This window comes from Catellicoccus marimammalium M35/04/3 (genome assembly GCF_000313915.1).
Taxonomy (GTDB): domain Bacteria; phylum Bacillota; class Bacilli; order Lactobacillales; family Catellicoccaceae; genus Catellicoccus; species Catellicoccus marimammalium.
Genome location: NZ_AMYT01000022.1, coordinates 123,441 through 138,668, shown reverse-complemented (window position 1 = coordinate 138,668; position 15,228 = coordinate 123,441). Strand labels below are relative to the sequence as shown.

Annotated in this window: 12 protein-coding genes; 4 read left to right on the top strand and 8 right to left on the bottom strand. The window is 35.4% G+C overall.

Annotation, left to right across the window (positions count from 1 at the left end; genetic code table 11):
- Positions 1-11: 11 nt before the first annotated feature.
- The 6 genes from infB to C683_RS06195 form a co-directional block, all read right to left on the bottom strand.
- On the bottom strand, positions 12-2,225 hold the full coding sequence (gene infB / locus C683_RS06220; protein ID WP_009492102.1) for a translation initiation factor IF-2: 2,214 nt from the start codon (positions 2,223-2,225) through the stop codon (positions 12-14).
- Positions 2,226-2,239: 14 nt separating this feature from the next.
- Positions 2,240-2,551 carry a YlxQ-related RNA-binding protein gene (locus tag C683_RS06215; RefSeq protein ID WP_009492100.1) on the bottom strand — a complete coding sequence of 104 codons (312 nt, stop codon included), beginning with the start codon at positions 2,549-2,551 and terminating at the stop codon, positions 2,240-2,242.
- Positions 2,541-2,840, bottom strand: a complete 300-nt coding sequence (rnpM, locus tag C683_RS06210; RefSeq protein WP_009492098.1) for an RNase P modulator RnpM — start codon at positions 2,838-2,840, stop codon at positions 2,541-2,543. The genes C683_RS06215 and rnpM overlap by 11 nt, the downstream gene beginning before the upstream one ends.
- A gap of 1 nt (position 2,841) precedes the next feature.
- Complete coding sequence (gene nusA / locus C683_RS06205; RefSeq protein ID WP_009492096.1) at positions 2,842-4,047, bottom strand: transcription termination factor NusA; 1,206 nt, start codon at positions 4,045-4,047, stop codon at positions 2,842-2,844.
- A gap of 13 nt (positions 4,048-4,060) precedes the next feature.
- On the bottom strand, positions 4,061-4,534 hold the full coding sequence (gene rimP / locus C683_RS06200) for a ribosome maturation factor RimP (protein WP_009492094.1): 474 nt from the start codon (positions 4,532-4,534) through the stop codon (positions 4,061-4,063).
- A 112-nt stretch (positions 4,535-4,646) separates the two neighbouring features.
- A complete protein-coding gene (locus tag C683_RS06195) occupies positions 4,647-8,975 on the bottom strand; it encodes a PolC-type DNA polymerase III (protein ID WP_009492092.1) in 4,329 nt (1,442 codons plus the stop codon).
- A 181-nt stretch (positions 8,976-9,156) separates the two neighbouring features.
- On the opposite strand from C683_RS06195, the gene C683_RS06190 reads away from it, so the two are divergent.
- On the top strand, positions 9,157-9,447 hold the full coding sequence (locus C683_RS06190) for a hypothetical protein (RefSeq protein WP_009492090.1): 291 nt from the start codon (positions 9,157-9,159) through the stop codon (positions 9,445-9,447).
- A 35-nt stretch (positions 9,448-9,482) separates the two neighbouring features.
- Here C683_RS06190 and C683_RS06185 read toward each other — a convergent pair whose 3' ends face one another.
- Both C683_RS06185 and C683_RS06180 read right to left on the bottom strand, forming a co-directional pair.
- The gene (locus tag C683_RS06185) at positions 9,483-11,231 is read right to left on the bottom strand and encodes an ABC transporter ATP-binding protein (protein WP_009492088.1); all 1,749 of its coding nucleotides are present in this window, start codon (positions 11,229-11,231) and stop codon (positions 9,483-9,485) included.
- Positions 11,209-12,939, bottom strand: coding sequence for an ABC transporter ATP-binding protein (locus tag C683_RS06180; protein ID WP_009492086.1), 1,731 nt, complete (start codon positions 12,937-12,939; stop codon positions 11,209-11,211). Before C683_RS06180 ends, C683_RS06185 begins: the two co-directional genes overlap by 23 nt.
- Positions 12,940-13,109: 170 nt before the next feature.
- Between C683_RS06180 and C683_RS06175 the strand changes: the two genes are divergently transcribed.
- The 3 genes from C683_RS06175 (at position 13,110) to C683_RS06570 (ending at position 15,227) form a co-directional block, all read left to right on the top strand.
- A complete protein-coding gene (locus C683_RS06175; protein WP_009492084.1) occupies positions 13,110-13,322 on the top strand; it encodes a DNA-directed RNA polymerase subunit epsilon in 213 nt (70 codons plus the stop codon).
- A 1-nt stretch (position 13,323) separates the two neighbouring features.
- Positions 13,324-15,000 carry a ribonuclease J1 gene (gene rnjA, locus C683_RS06170; RefSeq protein ID WP_009492082.1) on the top strand — a complete coding sequence of 559 codons (1,677 nt, stop codon included), beginning with the start codon at positions 13,324-13,326 and terminating at the stop codon, positions 14,998-15,000.
- Positions 15,001-15,068: 68 nt separating this feature from the next.
- Positions 15,069-15,227, top strand: a complete 159-nt coding sequence (locus tag C683_RS06570) for a hypothetical protein (RefSeq protein WP_009492080.1) — start codon at positions 15,069-15,071, stop codon at positions 15,225-15,227.
- The last annotated feature ends 1 nt before the right edge of the window (position 15,228 follow it).

Here is a 15,228-nt window from a genome sequence, read left to right as displayed (position 1 = left end):
CTTTTTTTCTCCTATACACGTTTAATTTCTTCCATGATGTATCCTTCAATTACGTCATCTACTTTAATGTCATTGAAGTTTTCAATCATTGCTCCACATTCAAAGCCTTGTTTAACTTCTTTCACATCATCTTTGAAACGTTTCAAGCTTGCTAATTGTCCTTCGTAAATTACAATACCATCACGAATAACACGAACGCCTGAATCACGACGAATGAAGCCATCTAAAACGTAGCATCCAGCAATTGTACCCACTTTAGATACTTTGAAGGTTTCACGAACAACCATTTGTCCTGTAATCACTTCTTTGAATTCTGGATCTAACATTCCTTTCATCGCTGTTTCAATTTCATCAATTACATTGTAAATGATGCGGTGTAGACGAATTTCTACATCTTCTGCTTCCGCTTGTTGTTTTGCTTGTGGTGTAGGGCGTACGTTAAATCCGATGATAATCGCATTACTTGCAGATGCTAACGTTACGTCACTTTCATTAATTGCACCTACAGCAGAGTGAACGATGTTAACACGAACGCCTTCAACATCAATTTTATTCAAGCTCGCTGCTAATGCTTCGACAGAACCTTGTACGTCTGCTTTGATAATTACATTTACTTCTTTCATTTGACCTTGTTTTAAAGTATCAAATAAGTTATCTAATGTAACTTTTGCAGTTTGTTGACGTTGTTGTGCTAAAGCACGTTTTGCACGTTCTTCCCCAGCAGCACGAGCAGATTTTTCATCTTCAAAGATAACGAAACGATCTCCTGCAGAAGGGACATCATTTAATCCAGTAATTTCTACTGGTGTAGATGGAGTCGCAACTTTTACACGACGACCAATATCATTTGTCATAACACGAACACGACCAAAAGTATTTCCCACTACGATTGGATCTCCTACGTGCATTGTTCCTTCTTGAACTAATAAAGTCGCAACTGGACCTTTTCCTTTATCTAAGCGAGCTTCAATAACAGTACCAATCGCACGACGATCAGCATCTGCTTTATAATCTTCTACTTCTGCAACTAATAAGATCATTTCTAATAATTCATCAATATTGATGTTGTTTTTCGCAGAAATTTCTACAAAGATTGTATCTCCGCCCCATTCTTCTGGGATTAAACCATATTCCATTAATTCTTGTTTTACATGGTCTGGATTTGCTTCTGGTTTATCAATTTTGTTTACCGCAACAATAATTGGCACTCCTGCAGCTTTGGCGTGGTTAATCGCTTCGATAGTTTGTGGCATTACTCCATCGTCTGCTGCAACAATTAAGATTGTAATATCCGTTACTTGAGCTCCACGGGCACGCATTTCTGTGAAGGCAGCGTGTCCTGGTGTATCTAAGAAAGTAATTTTCTTACCATCAATTTCTACTTGGTACGCACCGATATGTTGAGTAATTCCTCCAGCTTCGCCTGTTGCCACTTTAGAATTACGTAATGTATCTAGTAATGTTGTTTTCCCGTGGTCAACGTGTCCCATAATTGTAACTACTGGTGGGCGAGTTGTTAAGTTTTCCTCTTTGCGATCTTCATCATCAAAGAAACGATCTAAATCAGCGATATCTACTTGTACTTTTTCTTCTGCTTTAATACCGTATTCATCTGCTAAAATTTCAATAGTTTCTTTATCTAAGCTTTGGTTTTGTGTCGCCATAACACCCATCATAAATAATTTTTTGATGATTTCTGCTGGGTCACGATGGATTTTTTTCGCAATTTCTGCAATAGTCATACCATCAGTATAAACCAATACTTCTGGTAATTCTTTTTGTTTACGTACTGGAGCTGCTTTTGGTTCTTGTTTGGCTACAGCTCCTTTTTTGTGGTTACGTTTACCCTTTTGGTTTTTATTATTTTTAAATGCATCGCGTTTAGCATTATTTTTATGATTATTTTGATTATTGTTATTATTGTTTTTGTTCATTTTACCACCCTTGTCTTTTTTCTTCTTATCTTGGTGGGAAGGTCGATCTTGATTCTTTTTCTTCACCTGTTTATCTTTGCCTTCAGCATGGCTTTTTTCTGCTTTTGGTTGTGAGGCTGGTTTTTCTGCTTTTGGTTTTTCGTAGGCAGCACGAATTTTTTGTTCAGCTGCAGCATCTAAACTAGCCATGTGATTATGAATATCCAAGCCTAATTCTTTTGCTTTCGCAACTACTTCTTTACTTGGCTGATTTAACTCTTTGGCTAATTCATAAACCCGTTTTTTTGTCATATAAACTCCTCCTCTTATTCAATTTCTGCTAAATACTCTTTAATTTTTTTAGCAAATCCTTTGTCACGAATACCAATCACACTTCGTTTTTGACCAATTGCTTGGCTTAATTCCAAGGAAGTATAAGGCATAAACAAAGGAATTTGATAATATTTTGCTTTATCACAAAATTGCTTTTTCGTGTTTTCACTAGCATCACTTGCTACAAAAACTAAAGCAATTCTTTTTTTACGAATCGCTTCTAGGGTTAAACTTTCTCCAGTAACTAGCTGAGCTGCGCGTTGCGCAATTCCTAGAAGATTTAATAATTTTTGTTTAGGATCCATGATCAAATAACTCTTTACGAATAATGATATGTTCAATATAATCAATCAATTCTTGATAAAATGCTTCAGGCACTTTCGTATTCAAAGCTTTATCTAAGGCATGTTTTTTCTTTGCTTCTTTAGCAATGTCCACATCAAGACAAACATAAGCACCACGACCGGCTGCTTTACCAGAAGCATCAATCATTAATTCGCCTTCCTTATTTTTTACCACACGAACAAGTTGTTTTTTAGGATACAACTCATTGCTGACAACACATTTACGCATTGGGATTTTTTTATTTTTCATCTTATTCCTCTTCTAAAGATGTGATTTCCATGTTTTGTAATAAATCATCAATACTTGTTGCTGTTTCGCCTAATTCTTCGATGGCTTCTTTTTCTTCTTTCGCTGCTTCTTGAGCGGCAAAGAAGTCATCTTTCATTGCTTCCCATTCATCTTCTGATTTGATATCAATCTTTTGACCTGTTAAACGAGCAGCTAAACGAGCATTTTGTCCTCCTTTACCAATCGCTAATGATAATTGGTCAGTTGGAACGATGACGATACATTTATGATTAATTTCATCTTCTACTACTTCTAATACTTTGGCTGGATTTAATGCGTTGCAAATGTAAGTTGCTTTATCATCGCTATATTCGATGATATCCATATTTTCTCCGTGTAATTCATTCACTACCGTTTGAACACGTTGTCCACGAGGTCCAACCATTGTTCCTACTGGGTCAATGTTTTCATTTTTTGAACGAACCGCAATCTTAGAACGATCTCCAGCTTCACGAGCAATACTCATGATTTCTACAGAGCCATCAAAGATTTCTGGTACTTCATTTTCAAATAAACGTTTTACTAAGTTTGGATGACTGCGGCTAACAAAAACTTGTGGTCCACGAGTTGTACTTTCTACATTAGAAACGTATACTTTAATTTTTTCATGAGGTTTGTACACTTCATTTGGCATTTGTTCTTTTTGTGATAATACCGCTTCAATTTTACCAAGGTTTACATAAACGTAACGACTATCTTGACGTTCTACTGTTCCTTGTAAAATTTCTTTTTCATATTCACTAAATTCGTTATAAATGATTTCACGTTCTGCTTCACGTACACGTTGTAAAATCACTTGTTTTGCAGTTTGGGCTGCGATACGTCCAAAGTTATCTGGAGTGATTTCTACTGGGAATTCATCTCCTACTTCATAATGCATAAATTTACGACGTTCTGTCGCATTTTTAGCATATTCAAAAATATCAGATTGATGAATTTCTAATTGAGAGTCAAAGACTGTTTCATCATCTGGAATAATTTCTTTCATTGCATAAATGTGGCATTCTCCTTTTTTAGGATCAAAAACCACTTTTACATTTTGGGCTTGACCAAAATGACGGCGATATGCTGAGATTAATGCAGCTTCAATGGCATCAATCAAAACTTCTTTTGAAATACCTTTTTCTTCCTCAAGTACATCTAATGCTTGGATTAATTGTTTACTCATGTTTGATTCCTTCCTAAAATTGAATCGCCAAACGTGCTTTTGCGATCATTTGACGTGGGATTGTAATTTCTTTTTCTCTTGTTTTAATACGAATTTTTAATGTAATACTTTCTTCATCCATTGCTTCTAAAAAGCCTTGATATTGCTTTTCACCTTCTAATTTTTGATAAAGAGAAACATGGATATATTCATGATTGGCTAATGCATTTTCCCAATCTTGCTCTTTTTTCAAAGGTCGTTCTGCTCCTGGTGAAGAAACTTCTAAAAAGTACGCTTGAGGGATTGGATCCGTAATATCTAATTGTTCACTCAAACGCTCACTTACAAAGACACATTCGTCAATGTCAATTCCTCCTGGTTTATCAATATACACACGTAAAAACCAGTCATTTCCTTCTTTTACAAATTCAGTATCTACTAATTCGAAATTTTTCTCTTCTAAAATTGGTAGCACTAATTCGTTTACAGCTTCGACAACATTGTTCACGGGTCGCCCTCCTTTGGTTAACAAAAAGAGTGCGCGAAAAAATCGCCCACTCCTCTCTGTATTCTGTACACCTAGTATACGCCATGTTTTTTCTTTTGTAAACTTTCTATGACTAAAAATCAAATAAAGAGCATTGATTTTCATCTTGTAAATCATCTAAGATGTGTGTTTGCGTCATATATTCCACCACAGTTTTACTAATTCCTGTTCGGTTCATTAAATCTTCTTTTGAGATAAACGGACTCTTTTCTCGTTCACTCATAATTTTTTCTGCTACAGTATCCCCTAAACTTGGAATCACATTGAACGGACAAATTAATGTATCCCCATCAATGACAAAGTTTTGTGCTTCTGAACGATATAAATCAACGTTGGCAAAGTGATAGCCACGTTGTAACATCTCATTGGCAATCTCCATAGCGGGTAATAATTCTTTTTCAATGGCTGTAATTTCTTGTGGTCCTTTTTTACGAATTTCTTTAATTTTTTCCACAACTACGGACTTATCTCGTAAAAATAGTTCCAAATCAAAACGTTTCGCACGAATAGAGAAATATGCACAGTAATATAAAATTGGGAAATGTACTTTAAAGTACGCTACTCGTAACGCCATTAAGACATACGCTGCCGCATGGGCTTTTGGGAACATATACTTAATTTTCAAGCAAGAATCAATATACCATTCTGGCACATCCGCTTCTCGCATTTTGTCTTGATCTTCTGGAGTAATTCCTTTCCCTTTACGTACACTTTCCATAATTTTAAAGGATAATCCATCTTCTAATCCATGGTGAATTAAGTACACCATAATATCATCACGACATCCAATACATTCAGATAATACAGCGGTTCCTGATTGAATTAAACTTTCTGCATTATTATTCCAAACGTCCGTTCCGTGAGACAAACCAGAAATTTGTAGTAATTCCGCAAAAGTAGTTGGTTTGGTTTGTTTTAACATGTTACGAACAAAATGCGTTCCAAACTCTGGCACTCCATAGGTACCAATCTCAGATAAAATTTGTTCTGGAGTTACTCCAAGTGCTTCTGTACTCGAGAATAAAGAAAGTACTGCTGGATCATCACTTGGAATGGTCATTGGATTAATTCCTGATAAATCTTGTAACATCCGAATCATTGTTGGATCATCGTGTCCTAGAATATCTAGTTTTAAAACGTTATCATGAATCGCATGGAAATCAAAGTGAGTCGTTCGCCATTCTGCTGTCGCATCGTTGGCAGGATATTGGATGGGTGTAAAATCATACACATCCATATTTTCTGGAATAACAATAATTCCCCCCGGGTGTTGTCCTGTTGTACGTTTCACTCCAGTAACCCCTTCTGCTAAACGTAAAATTTCTGCTCTTGGCACATGCATTTCTTGTTCTTCACAATAAGAAATTGCATTGGCAATTCCTGTCTTTTCTTGGGTCGCACCAATGGTTCCGGCACGATATACATGGTCTTCCCCGAAAAGTACTTTTGTATAGTTATGGGCATGAGGTTGATATTCTCCAGAAAAGTTCAAGTCAATATCTGGAACTTTATCCCCATTAAATCCAAGGAAGGTTTCAAAAGGAATATCTTGACCGTCATGTTTCATCAATGTTCCACACTCTGGACAATCCTTGTCTGGCATATCATAACCCGAACCAAATTCCCCATGATTATAAAACTCACTATGTTTACATTTTGGACATACATAGTGCGGACAAAGTGGATTTACTTCGGTAATCCCTGTCATCGTTGCGACAAAACTGGAACCTACCGATCCCCTAGAACCTACTAAGTAGCCATCTTGTAAACTCTTATGAACTAATTTTTGCGCAATTAAATAAATTACTGAGAACCCGTTCGTAATAATACTGTTTAATTCTTTTTCCAAACGGGCTTCTACAATTTCAGGTAATGGGTCCCCATAAATTTCATGTGCTTTATCATAACTCAATTTACGGATATCATCATCGGCTCCTGGCATGGATGGAGTATATAATTTATCACGCACAGGAACAATCTCATCACAGCGTTTGGCAATCGCTTGAGTATTATTGACTACAATTTCTCGTGCTTTTTCTTCGCCTAAAAAAGCAAATTCTTCTAGCATTTCTTCTGTGGTTCTAAAGTATACTTCTGCTTCTGCTTGTTGTTTAGCTTCACGCAAGCCTTTTCCACGAATACTAGAAGCAATCACTTTACGGAAAATTTGTTCATAAGGCTCAATATAATGAACATCTCCAGTAGCTACCACTGGAATGCCTAATTCCTCTCCCATTTGTACTAATTTTGTGACCACATCTTGAATTTCTTCTATGGAATTTACTTCCCCTGAAACTAATAATGGTCGATAGGCAAGTAAAGGCATGACTTCAATATAGTCATAAAATTTCGCTTTCTCTTTTGTTTTTTCATATCCATATTTCAAAAGAGATTTGAATAGTTCTCCAGAGCCACAACTACTTCCGACTAAAATTCCTTCTCGTAATTCTTCAATCACTTTGCGTGGAGTTCTTGGTTGGTCTTCAAATAAATAATCCACATGTGCTTTAGAAATCATTTTGAAGAGATTTTTTAATCCTGCTTGGGTTTGCACCAATAAAGTGACATGATTTGGGAAAGGTTTATCATGGCCACTTTCTTTTGGAATATGTGCATTAAATTCATCATGTTTTGTAATTTGTAATTTTTCTTCTGACTCACGCACATAAATCCAAGCTAAATGTCCGGTCGCTTCTGCATCGTAAATCGCACGGTGAGCATTTTCTAATAAGATATCATTTTTCTTACATAATGTTCCTAAATTAAAACGCTTATATTCTGGGTGCAATAAACGAGCAAGTTCTAACGTATCAATGATGGGGTTTTGTACTTCTTCCCAATCATAACGACGACGAGCATTATTTAAATAGCTAATATCAAAGGTTGCGTTGTGCGCTACTAAAATACAATCGCCACAAAATTCATGGAAGGCTTCTAACACTTCTTTTTCTGATTTTGAGCCTTTTACCATCGCGTCTGTAATTCCTGTTAACGCTGTTGTTGTTTCTGATAAAGGATGTCCTGGGTCGATAAATTCATCAAATTGATCCACAATATTTCCTTTATACATTTTCACACCCGCAAGCTCGATAATCTTCCCATAAGCAGGAGAAAGGCTGGTTGTTTCCACGTCAAAAACAACATATTCTGCTTCTCGCAATGGCACAGGAGCTTCATTATAAGCAATGGGTACAGTTTCTTCTACCATGTAAGCCTCTGTTCCATACAATACTTTAATATTGTGTTTTTTTCCTGCTGCATAAGCTTCTGGATATCCTTGAGCAACTGCATGGTCGGTAATCGCAACAGCTTCGTGACCAAAACGAGCGGCTGTAGAAATAATCTTACTAACACTAGCGACACCATCTAGCATACTCATATGAGTGTGAGCATGTAATTCCACCCGTTTTTCATAAGGCTCGGTTACTTTTTCTTCGCGTACCGTATGAGGAATTTCACGAATACTACGCCATTGCATCGTTAAATCATCGTTTTCAAAGCGATCGGCACGAACAGGACCAAAAGCTTGAATCCACATTCCTTTTTCTAAACGTTCAACTTGTTTTTCTTCTTCTTTCGTTAAGAATTTTTTCAACATTAAAGAAGATTGATAATCGGTAATATATAGTTTTAATAAAGATCCACGTTCTCGTTTATCTAGTTCAATACGGAAAATCGCACCTTGAACGACTAAATCTCCCTCTTCTGTAATCTCTTTTAGAGGAATTGGATGTGTCCATTTTTTCTCGTTCCATTTATAGCCGATTTGCACTGGACCTTTTGCCACTTCCACTTTTTCCTCTTCTTTTTGTTGTAATACTTCTGAAAGTTGCTTACGAATTTGCTCTTCTTCGGCTTTAATTTTTTGCGTAGTTGCTAAATATTCTTCTTCCGTATGATCTTCGGTCCATAATTGGAAATGGAAGGTTAATTTTGGAAAGCCATAACGAGAAAATTGTTCTTGTAGCCAATGAGTATAATGTTCTTCAAGATAATTTTTCGCTTGGGCATTTGCAAATTGTAACGTAATATGTGTTCCTTCCGTTTTTGCTTGCACTTGTTGCATATAATGGCGCATCATTGGAGACTGTTGAATTAATTCTTGTCCCACTTTCTGCCAATATTGACCTAAAAAAGCATCGATGTCTTCTATTTTTTCTGGTTTAATATGTAGTTCAATCTTTTCTACAAAAGGAAAAGATTGACACATTCGTTGATACAAATCTTCATATTGCATCACACTCAGTAACGTTTCACAATGTAAATAAAATCGCCAACAAGAACTTTTTTCAGAAACTTGTAAAGGTTCTAAATAGCCAGTACTTAAAGGGTATGGTTGTTCTTCTTTTGGCTTCATCTTCATTTGCGCTAGTAGCAAATCATAAAAATCAACGTTTGACAAATAAATACCCTCCTTATTGATTATGATTGCATTTTATCACAGAGTCCTTCCTCTGACTATGTCCCTTGATTCTTTCTTCTTTAATCTTAATCAAATTCTCTCTTCTTCTTTTTAGTATAAGTTTAAATATTATTATCATTATTTAAAGGTATGATATAATACCCACAAAGGAGGTGACGATATGAAAGGAAGGGACCTTCGTGAAAAAGAAAAGAAAAAAGAGGCACTTACTCTTCTTTCTCAATTTAAAGCAAGTCTCTTTTCGCCGTATGAACAACATTTATTATTTCCTATCATTCAATCTTTTATGCAAAACATCACATTAGAACAAAGAGAAATACCCTTTCTTGTCAGTGAATTTGATTATCAGCTTTCCGATTTAATCCGAAACTATGCCATCGAATTGACACCAAGACAAGAACGTCTCATGCAAAAATTACGTCAACTTTCTTTCATTAAATATAGATATTAATACAAAAAGCAGCGAAGAACCCTCCGCTGCTCTTTTTATGCTTCAATACTGCTTTGCGCTTGCATTTTCGCATAAATTCCTTTTTCTTTTAATAATTCATCATGTGTACCTTGTTCTACAATTCTTCCTTGATCTAAAACTAAAATTTGATCCGCTTTTTCAATGGTAGAAAGACGATGGGCAATCATAATCGTTGTATGATTTTTCAAAACTTCATCCATTACACGTTGAATTTTTTGTTCCATTTGTGTATCAATGGAGCTTGTTGCCTCATCCATGATCATGATTGGTGCCTCTTGTAAAATCGCTCGTAAAATTGTCAAGGCTTGACGTTCTCCAACGGATAAGCCATTTTCTTGTGGTTGAATTTGCGTTTGATATCCTTTTGGAAAATGTTGAATCATTTCGTCAATATGATATTTTTTTGCAATTTCAATAATTTCTGCTTCTGTTTTCTTTGGTGCTGCAATTTGTAGATTTTCTAGTACGGTTCCTGCAAAAAGCCATGGTTTTTGGGTCACAAAACTAAAGTGATGACGCCATTCCTCTAAGCTCCATTCAGATTCTTCTTTACCATTTAAGAAAATCTTTCCTGTCGTTGGTTCATAAAAACGCATCAATAATTGAATGAAGGTAGATTTTCCTGCTCCTGTTGCACCGACTAAAGCAAACGTAGCCCCATGCGGAATTGTAACAGATAAATCTTTTAAGACCATTTCTTGATCATAGCCAAAAGAAACGTCTTCTAATTTCACTTCTCCTTCATCCATACTTTTTTCTGTAAAGTATTGAATTTCTGGTTCTTCTTCTTTTTGCTCTAAAAGATAAGAAATACGTTCCCAACCAGCTAATCCAGATTGAATCATATTTGCCATTTGTGACAATTGTGTTAGTGGTTGATTGACTTGCCAAATATATTGGATAAACGCTTGTAATTGACCAATCGCCAATTGACCATTTAAGCAAAGCATACTTCCAGCAAAAGCAATACAACTATAGAAAATATAAACCAATAGATTTAATAGTGGAGCAAGCAATTTTGAACAAAAAGTAGAACGGAATAATGCTTTTTCTAATTTTTGATTTAAGCGTTGGAAAATTCCATGTCGTTTTTCTCCTAATTGATAAGAAGTAATGACATCGCGTCCTTTTAATTGTTCTTCTACAAAACTGTTGAATTCTCCTAAGGTTGCTTGTTGTACTTTAAAGTAGCGTTGGGAGTAAGAAATAATAATTTTTGTCACCACCACTACCGCAATAATAAAGATAAATACGGTCCATGCTAAACTTTTTTGAATGTAGAACATCATCCCAATCGCAAACACAACTTTTAAAATACTAGAAAGTAAATCAGAGAGTGTTTGTTGTAAAGAAGTAGTTAATAAATCTACATCATTGGTCAAGCGACTTAATAGGTCCCCTTTACTTTCTTTATCAAAGAAAGATTGAGGAAGACGATCTAATTTTTCTACTAAAGAAAAACGTAAATTGGCCATCGTCTTTTGCACTGCTTTTGTTAACCACTGAGTGGCTAAAAATTGGAATCCACTGCTACCCAAAGTGCAAAGAAGAAAAATTCCTAATAGAGAAAAAATCACCGAATAATGAATGGCTTCTTTATGCATCACACTATTGGTTAAACTAGTGGTAATTTGTCCGACAAAATAAGGACTTAAGCCATTAAACACTACCGCTCCTAAAGAAAATAGAATACTGGCAATGATTTTATTTCGTTCTGGCTTTAAATAAGGAAAGAAATTTTTAATGGACTTCCATGTTTTCATCAATGATTTCCTCCTCTTTATTGGAAATAAAACTACGATATAACGCAGAATGTTGAGCTAATTCTTGTGGGGTTCCTACTTCTTTCATCTTTCCATCGACAAATAAGATTACTTGATCAGCTTGCTCAATGGTTGAGCGACGATGAGAAGCTAACACACAAATGGCTTCTGATAATTCTTCTTGTAATGCTTTTTGTAATTGGTGTTCTGTGGTTGCATCTAAGGCAGAAAAACTATCATCAAAAAGATAAAGATCTCCTTTTCTTAAAAGAGCACGAGCAATCGCTAGACGTTGACGTTGTCCTCCAGAGAAGTTGCTTCCTCCTTCTTCAACACGTCCTTCTAACCCTTTTTCTTGAATGAATTGATCTGCTTGTGCAATAGATAAAGCATGCCACATTTCTTCTTCAGTCGCATTTTCATTTCCATCTTGTAAATTTTCTTTGACTGTTCCTGAGAAAAGATAACTTTCTTGTGGCACATAGACAACTTTTTTACGCAAAGAAGATAAGGCGTACTCTTCTAGCGATTGTCCATTCCATAAGTAATTTCCTGTCGTAAATGGATAAAGCAAAGCTAATTCTTTTAATAATGTTGATTTTCCACTTCCTACTCGACCCATTAAGGCCAATTTTTGTCCTTTTTCTACAGTAAAGGAAACATTTTGAAGCACTGGAACTTCTGGTTGGTCTGGAAAAGCAAAGCCAACGTCTTGCACTTCGATTTTTGTCACCTTTTCTTGGAATTCTTTTCCTTGATTTTCTTCTTCTGGTAAATGAAGTACTTCTTGGATTCGGTCCATCGAAGTTTTTGCTCGTGGATACATCATAAACATCGAACAGAATAGAATCATAGAAAATAGAGCATGGAAAATATACTCAATAATGACCATCAAAACCCCAATTTCAATCGCACCTGTTCCAATCAAATGACTTCCTAAAAGTAAAATCACGCCTAATAAAATATTGAAGAGTAAATTAAATGCTGGATAAGCAATCGCCATAACAATTCCTAAGGTTGTTGCTTTTTGTTGATACGCTGTATTTTCATTTTGGAAGCGTTCTGTAAAAATCGTTTGTGCATTTAAAGAACGAATCACTTGAAGTCCATCTAATTTTTCTTGGATTTTACTATTCATCTGATCTAAATAGCGTTGCATTTTTAAAGACAATGGACCAGAATATTTTCCTAATAAAACAATCCCTATAATTAAAAATGGTAAGGCACAAAGAACGGCTAAGGAAAGTTGAGGACTAAATTGATAAATTAAAATCATGCTGAGTAAAAACATAAGAGGTGCAGTAATTCCTGCATTTAAAAGTAAGCGTAAGAAGTTGAAGATTTGAACCGGATCATTACTCAATCGAGTGATTAAACTTGCACTTCCTACTTTTTGTGTTTCCAGTAAAGATAATCGTGTCACTTTACGATATAAATCTCCTCGAATTTTAGTAACGATGGTGGTTGAAATTTTTGCCACGACCCACTCGAGTAAAATACTTAAAGAAATTCCTACTACCATACACAAAATCATGCCGATAAAACATTGCATAATTACCGTTTTATGATGGGGTAAAATTCCGTTATCTACCATATAAGATAGAAATTTTGGTAATCCCAATTCGGTCAAAATAAATCCAGAAATACCTATTAAATTTAAGATGAGTAATCCCGGGTATTTTTTCAAATATGAAAATAACCATTTCATTTTCTTTCCCTCCTTGCTGTATCATTGTACAGAGTTAAAATTTTTATATCAAGAGATTAAATCCACAAAGAAAACTCTGAATTTAATTTACTTTCATGAATTCATTCCTAACTTTCTGAAAATTTGTGGTATACTATTGTAGACAAATTAGAAAGTAAGGAGATTTAATAATGATTTATAAAGTATACTATCAAGAAGATAAAATTCGTAATCCAAAACGCGAACAAACAAAATCACTATACATTGAAGCAGATAGTAAGGTAGATGCCTTAACTGCAATCGAAGACCATACTCCATATAATGTAGAATACATTCAATTATTGGAAGGAAATTCATTAGCATACGAACAAGAACATGCGGATTTCCAACTTGTGGAGTTCTAAGATGAAACCAGTCATTAAAAATAATGAGGCTGGCGTCTTTGGGATTGGTGGTTTAGGCGAAATTGGGAAAAATATGTATGGCGTTCAATTCCAAGATGAAATTATCGTCGTCGATGCAGGAATCAAGTTTCCTGAAGATGACCTTTTAGGAATTGATTATGTAATCCCAGACTATTCCTACTTAATCCAAAATGCGAATAAAGTAAAAGCATTGATTATTACCCACGGACATGAAGATCATATTGGTGGGATTCCTTTTTTATTAAAACAAATCAATATTCCGATTTACGCAACTCCATTAGCATTAGCTCTAATTTCTAATAAATTAGAAGAACATGGATTATTGCGCGATGCAGAATTACATGAAATTAATGAAGATACCGTCATTAAATTTAGAAAAACAACGATTAGTTTCTTCCGTACGACTCACAGTATTCCTGAATCTTTAGGAGTTGTAGTAAAAACTCCTCCTGGAAACATTGTTTTAACAGGAGATTTCAAATTTGACTTTACTCCTGTTCAAGAACCAGCTAACTTACATCGTATGGCACAATTAGGAGAAGAAGGCGTTCTTTGTCTTTTATCAGACAGCACCAATGCAGAAGTACCTCACTTCACTAATTCAGAGGCATTAATCGGAAAATCAATCCGTCAAATTTTTGAAAAAATTGAAGGACGAATTATTTTTGCGACCTTTGCTTCTAACATTTCTCGTTTACAACAAACTGTAGAAGCAGCCGTTCATATGGGACGTAAAATTGCGGTATTTGGTCGTAGTATGGAAAATGCGATCGTAAATGGACAAAAATTAGGTTACATCAACGTACCAGAAGATACTTTTATTGATGCAAAAGAAGTCAATCAATATCCAGCGAATGAGATTTTGATTTTATGTACTGGTTCTCAAGGAGAACCAATGGCTGCTTTAAGTCGTATTGCCAACGGTACACACCGTCAAATCAACATTCAGCCAGGAGATACGGTTGTCTTTTCAAGCTCTCCTATTCCTGGAAACACAGCAGCAGTCAATCATTTAATCAATATGTTAATTGAAGCAGGAGCTCATGTTATCCACGGTAAAATCAATAATATCCATACTTCTGGACATGGTGGACAACAAGAACAAAAATTAATGTTACGTTTAATTAAGCCAAAATTCTTCGTTCCCGTACACGGAGAATTCCGTATGTTACAAATCCATGCTCGTACCGCTCAATCGGTCGGTGTACCAAAAGAAAATTGTTTCATTATGGAAAATGGAGACATTTTAGCTTTAACTAAAGACTCTGCTCGTATCGCTGGACACTTCCAAGCGAATGATGTTTATGTTGATGGAAATGGTATTGGAGATATTGGAAATATCGTCTTACGTGACCGCCACATCTTATCCGAAGAAGGATTAGTTTTAGCAGTAGCGACAATTAATTTTGAAACCAAAGAAATTATTGCAGGACCGGATATTTTATCTCGTGGTTTTATTTACATGCGTGAATCTGGTAAATTAATTCATGATGCACAACGCATTCTATTCACCGCTTTACGTAAAGAAATGAAAAAACCACACTTTACAGAAAGTTCCTTAAATAAAGCAATGGTTGATGCTTTACAACCGTTCTTAATTGAACAGACAGAACGTCATCCAATGATTTTACCTATTGTGATGCGCGTATCAGAATAAGTCATTTTAATTCCTTCTCTCTCCTCTTTTTGTTATAATATAGTCAAAGAAAAAATGAGGTGAGAGTAATGGATCATAAATTAATGGAAGACAACAAAAAAGTAGACGCTGCTTTAGCAAAAGAAAAAATTCATGAAGCAGAAGCTCGCGAAAACTTAGAAAAAGAACGTGCAGAAAAAGAAGGCAAATGTGGTTGCCACTGTCACTGCAAAAACAAAGATAAATAAG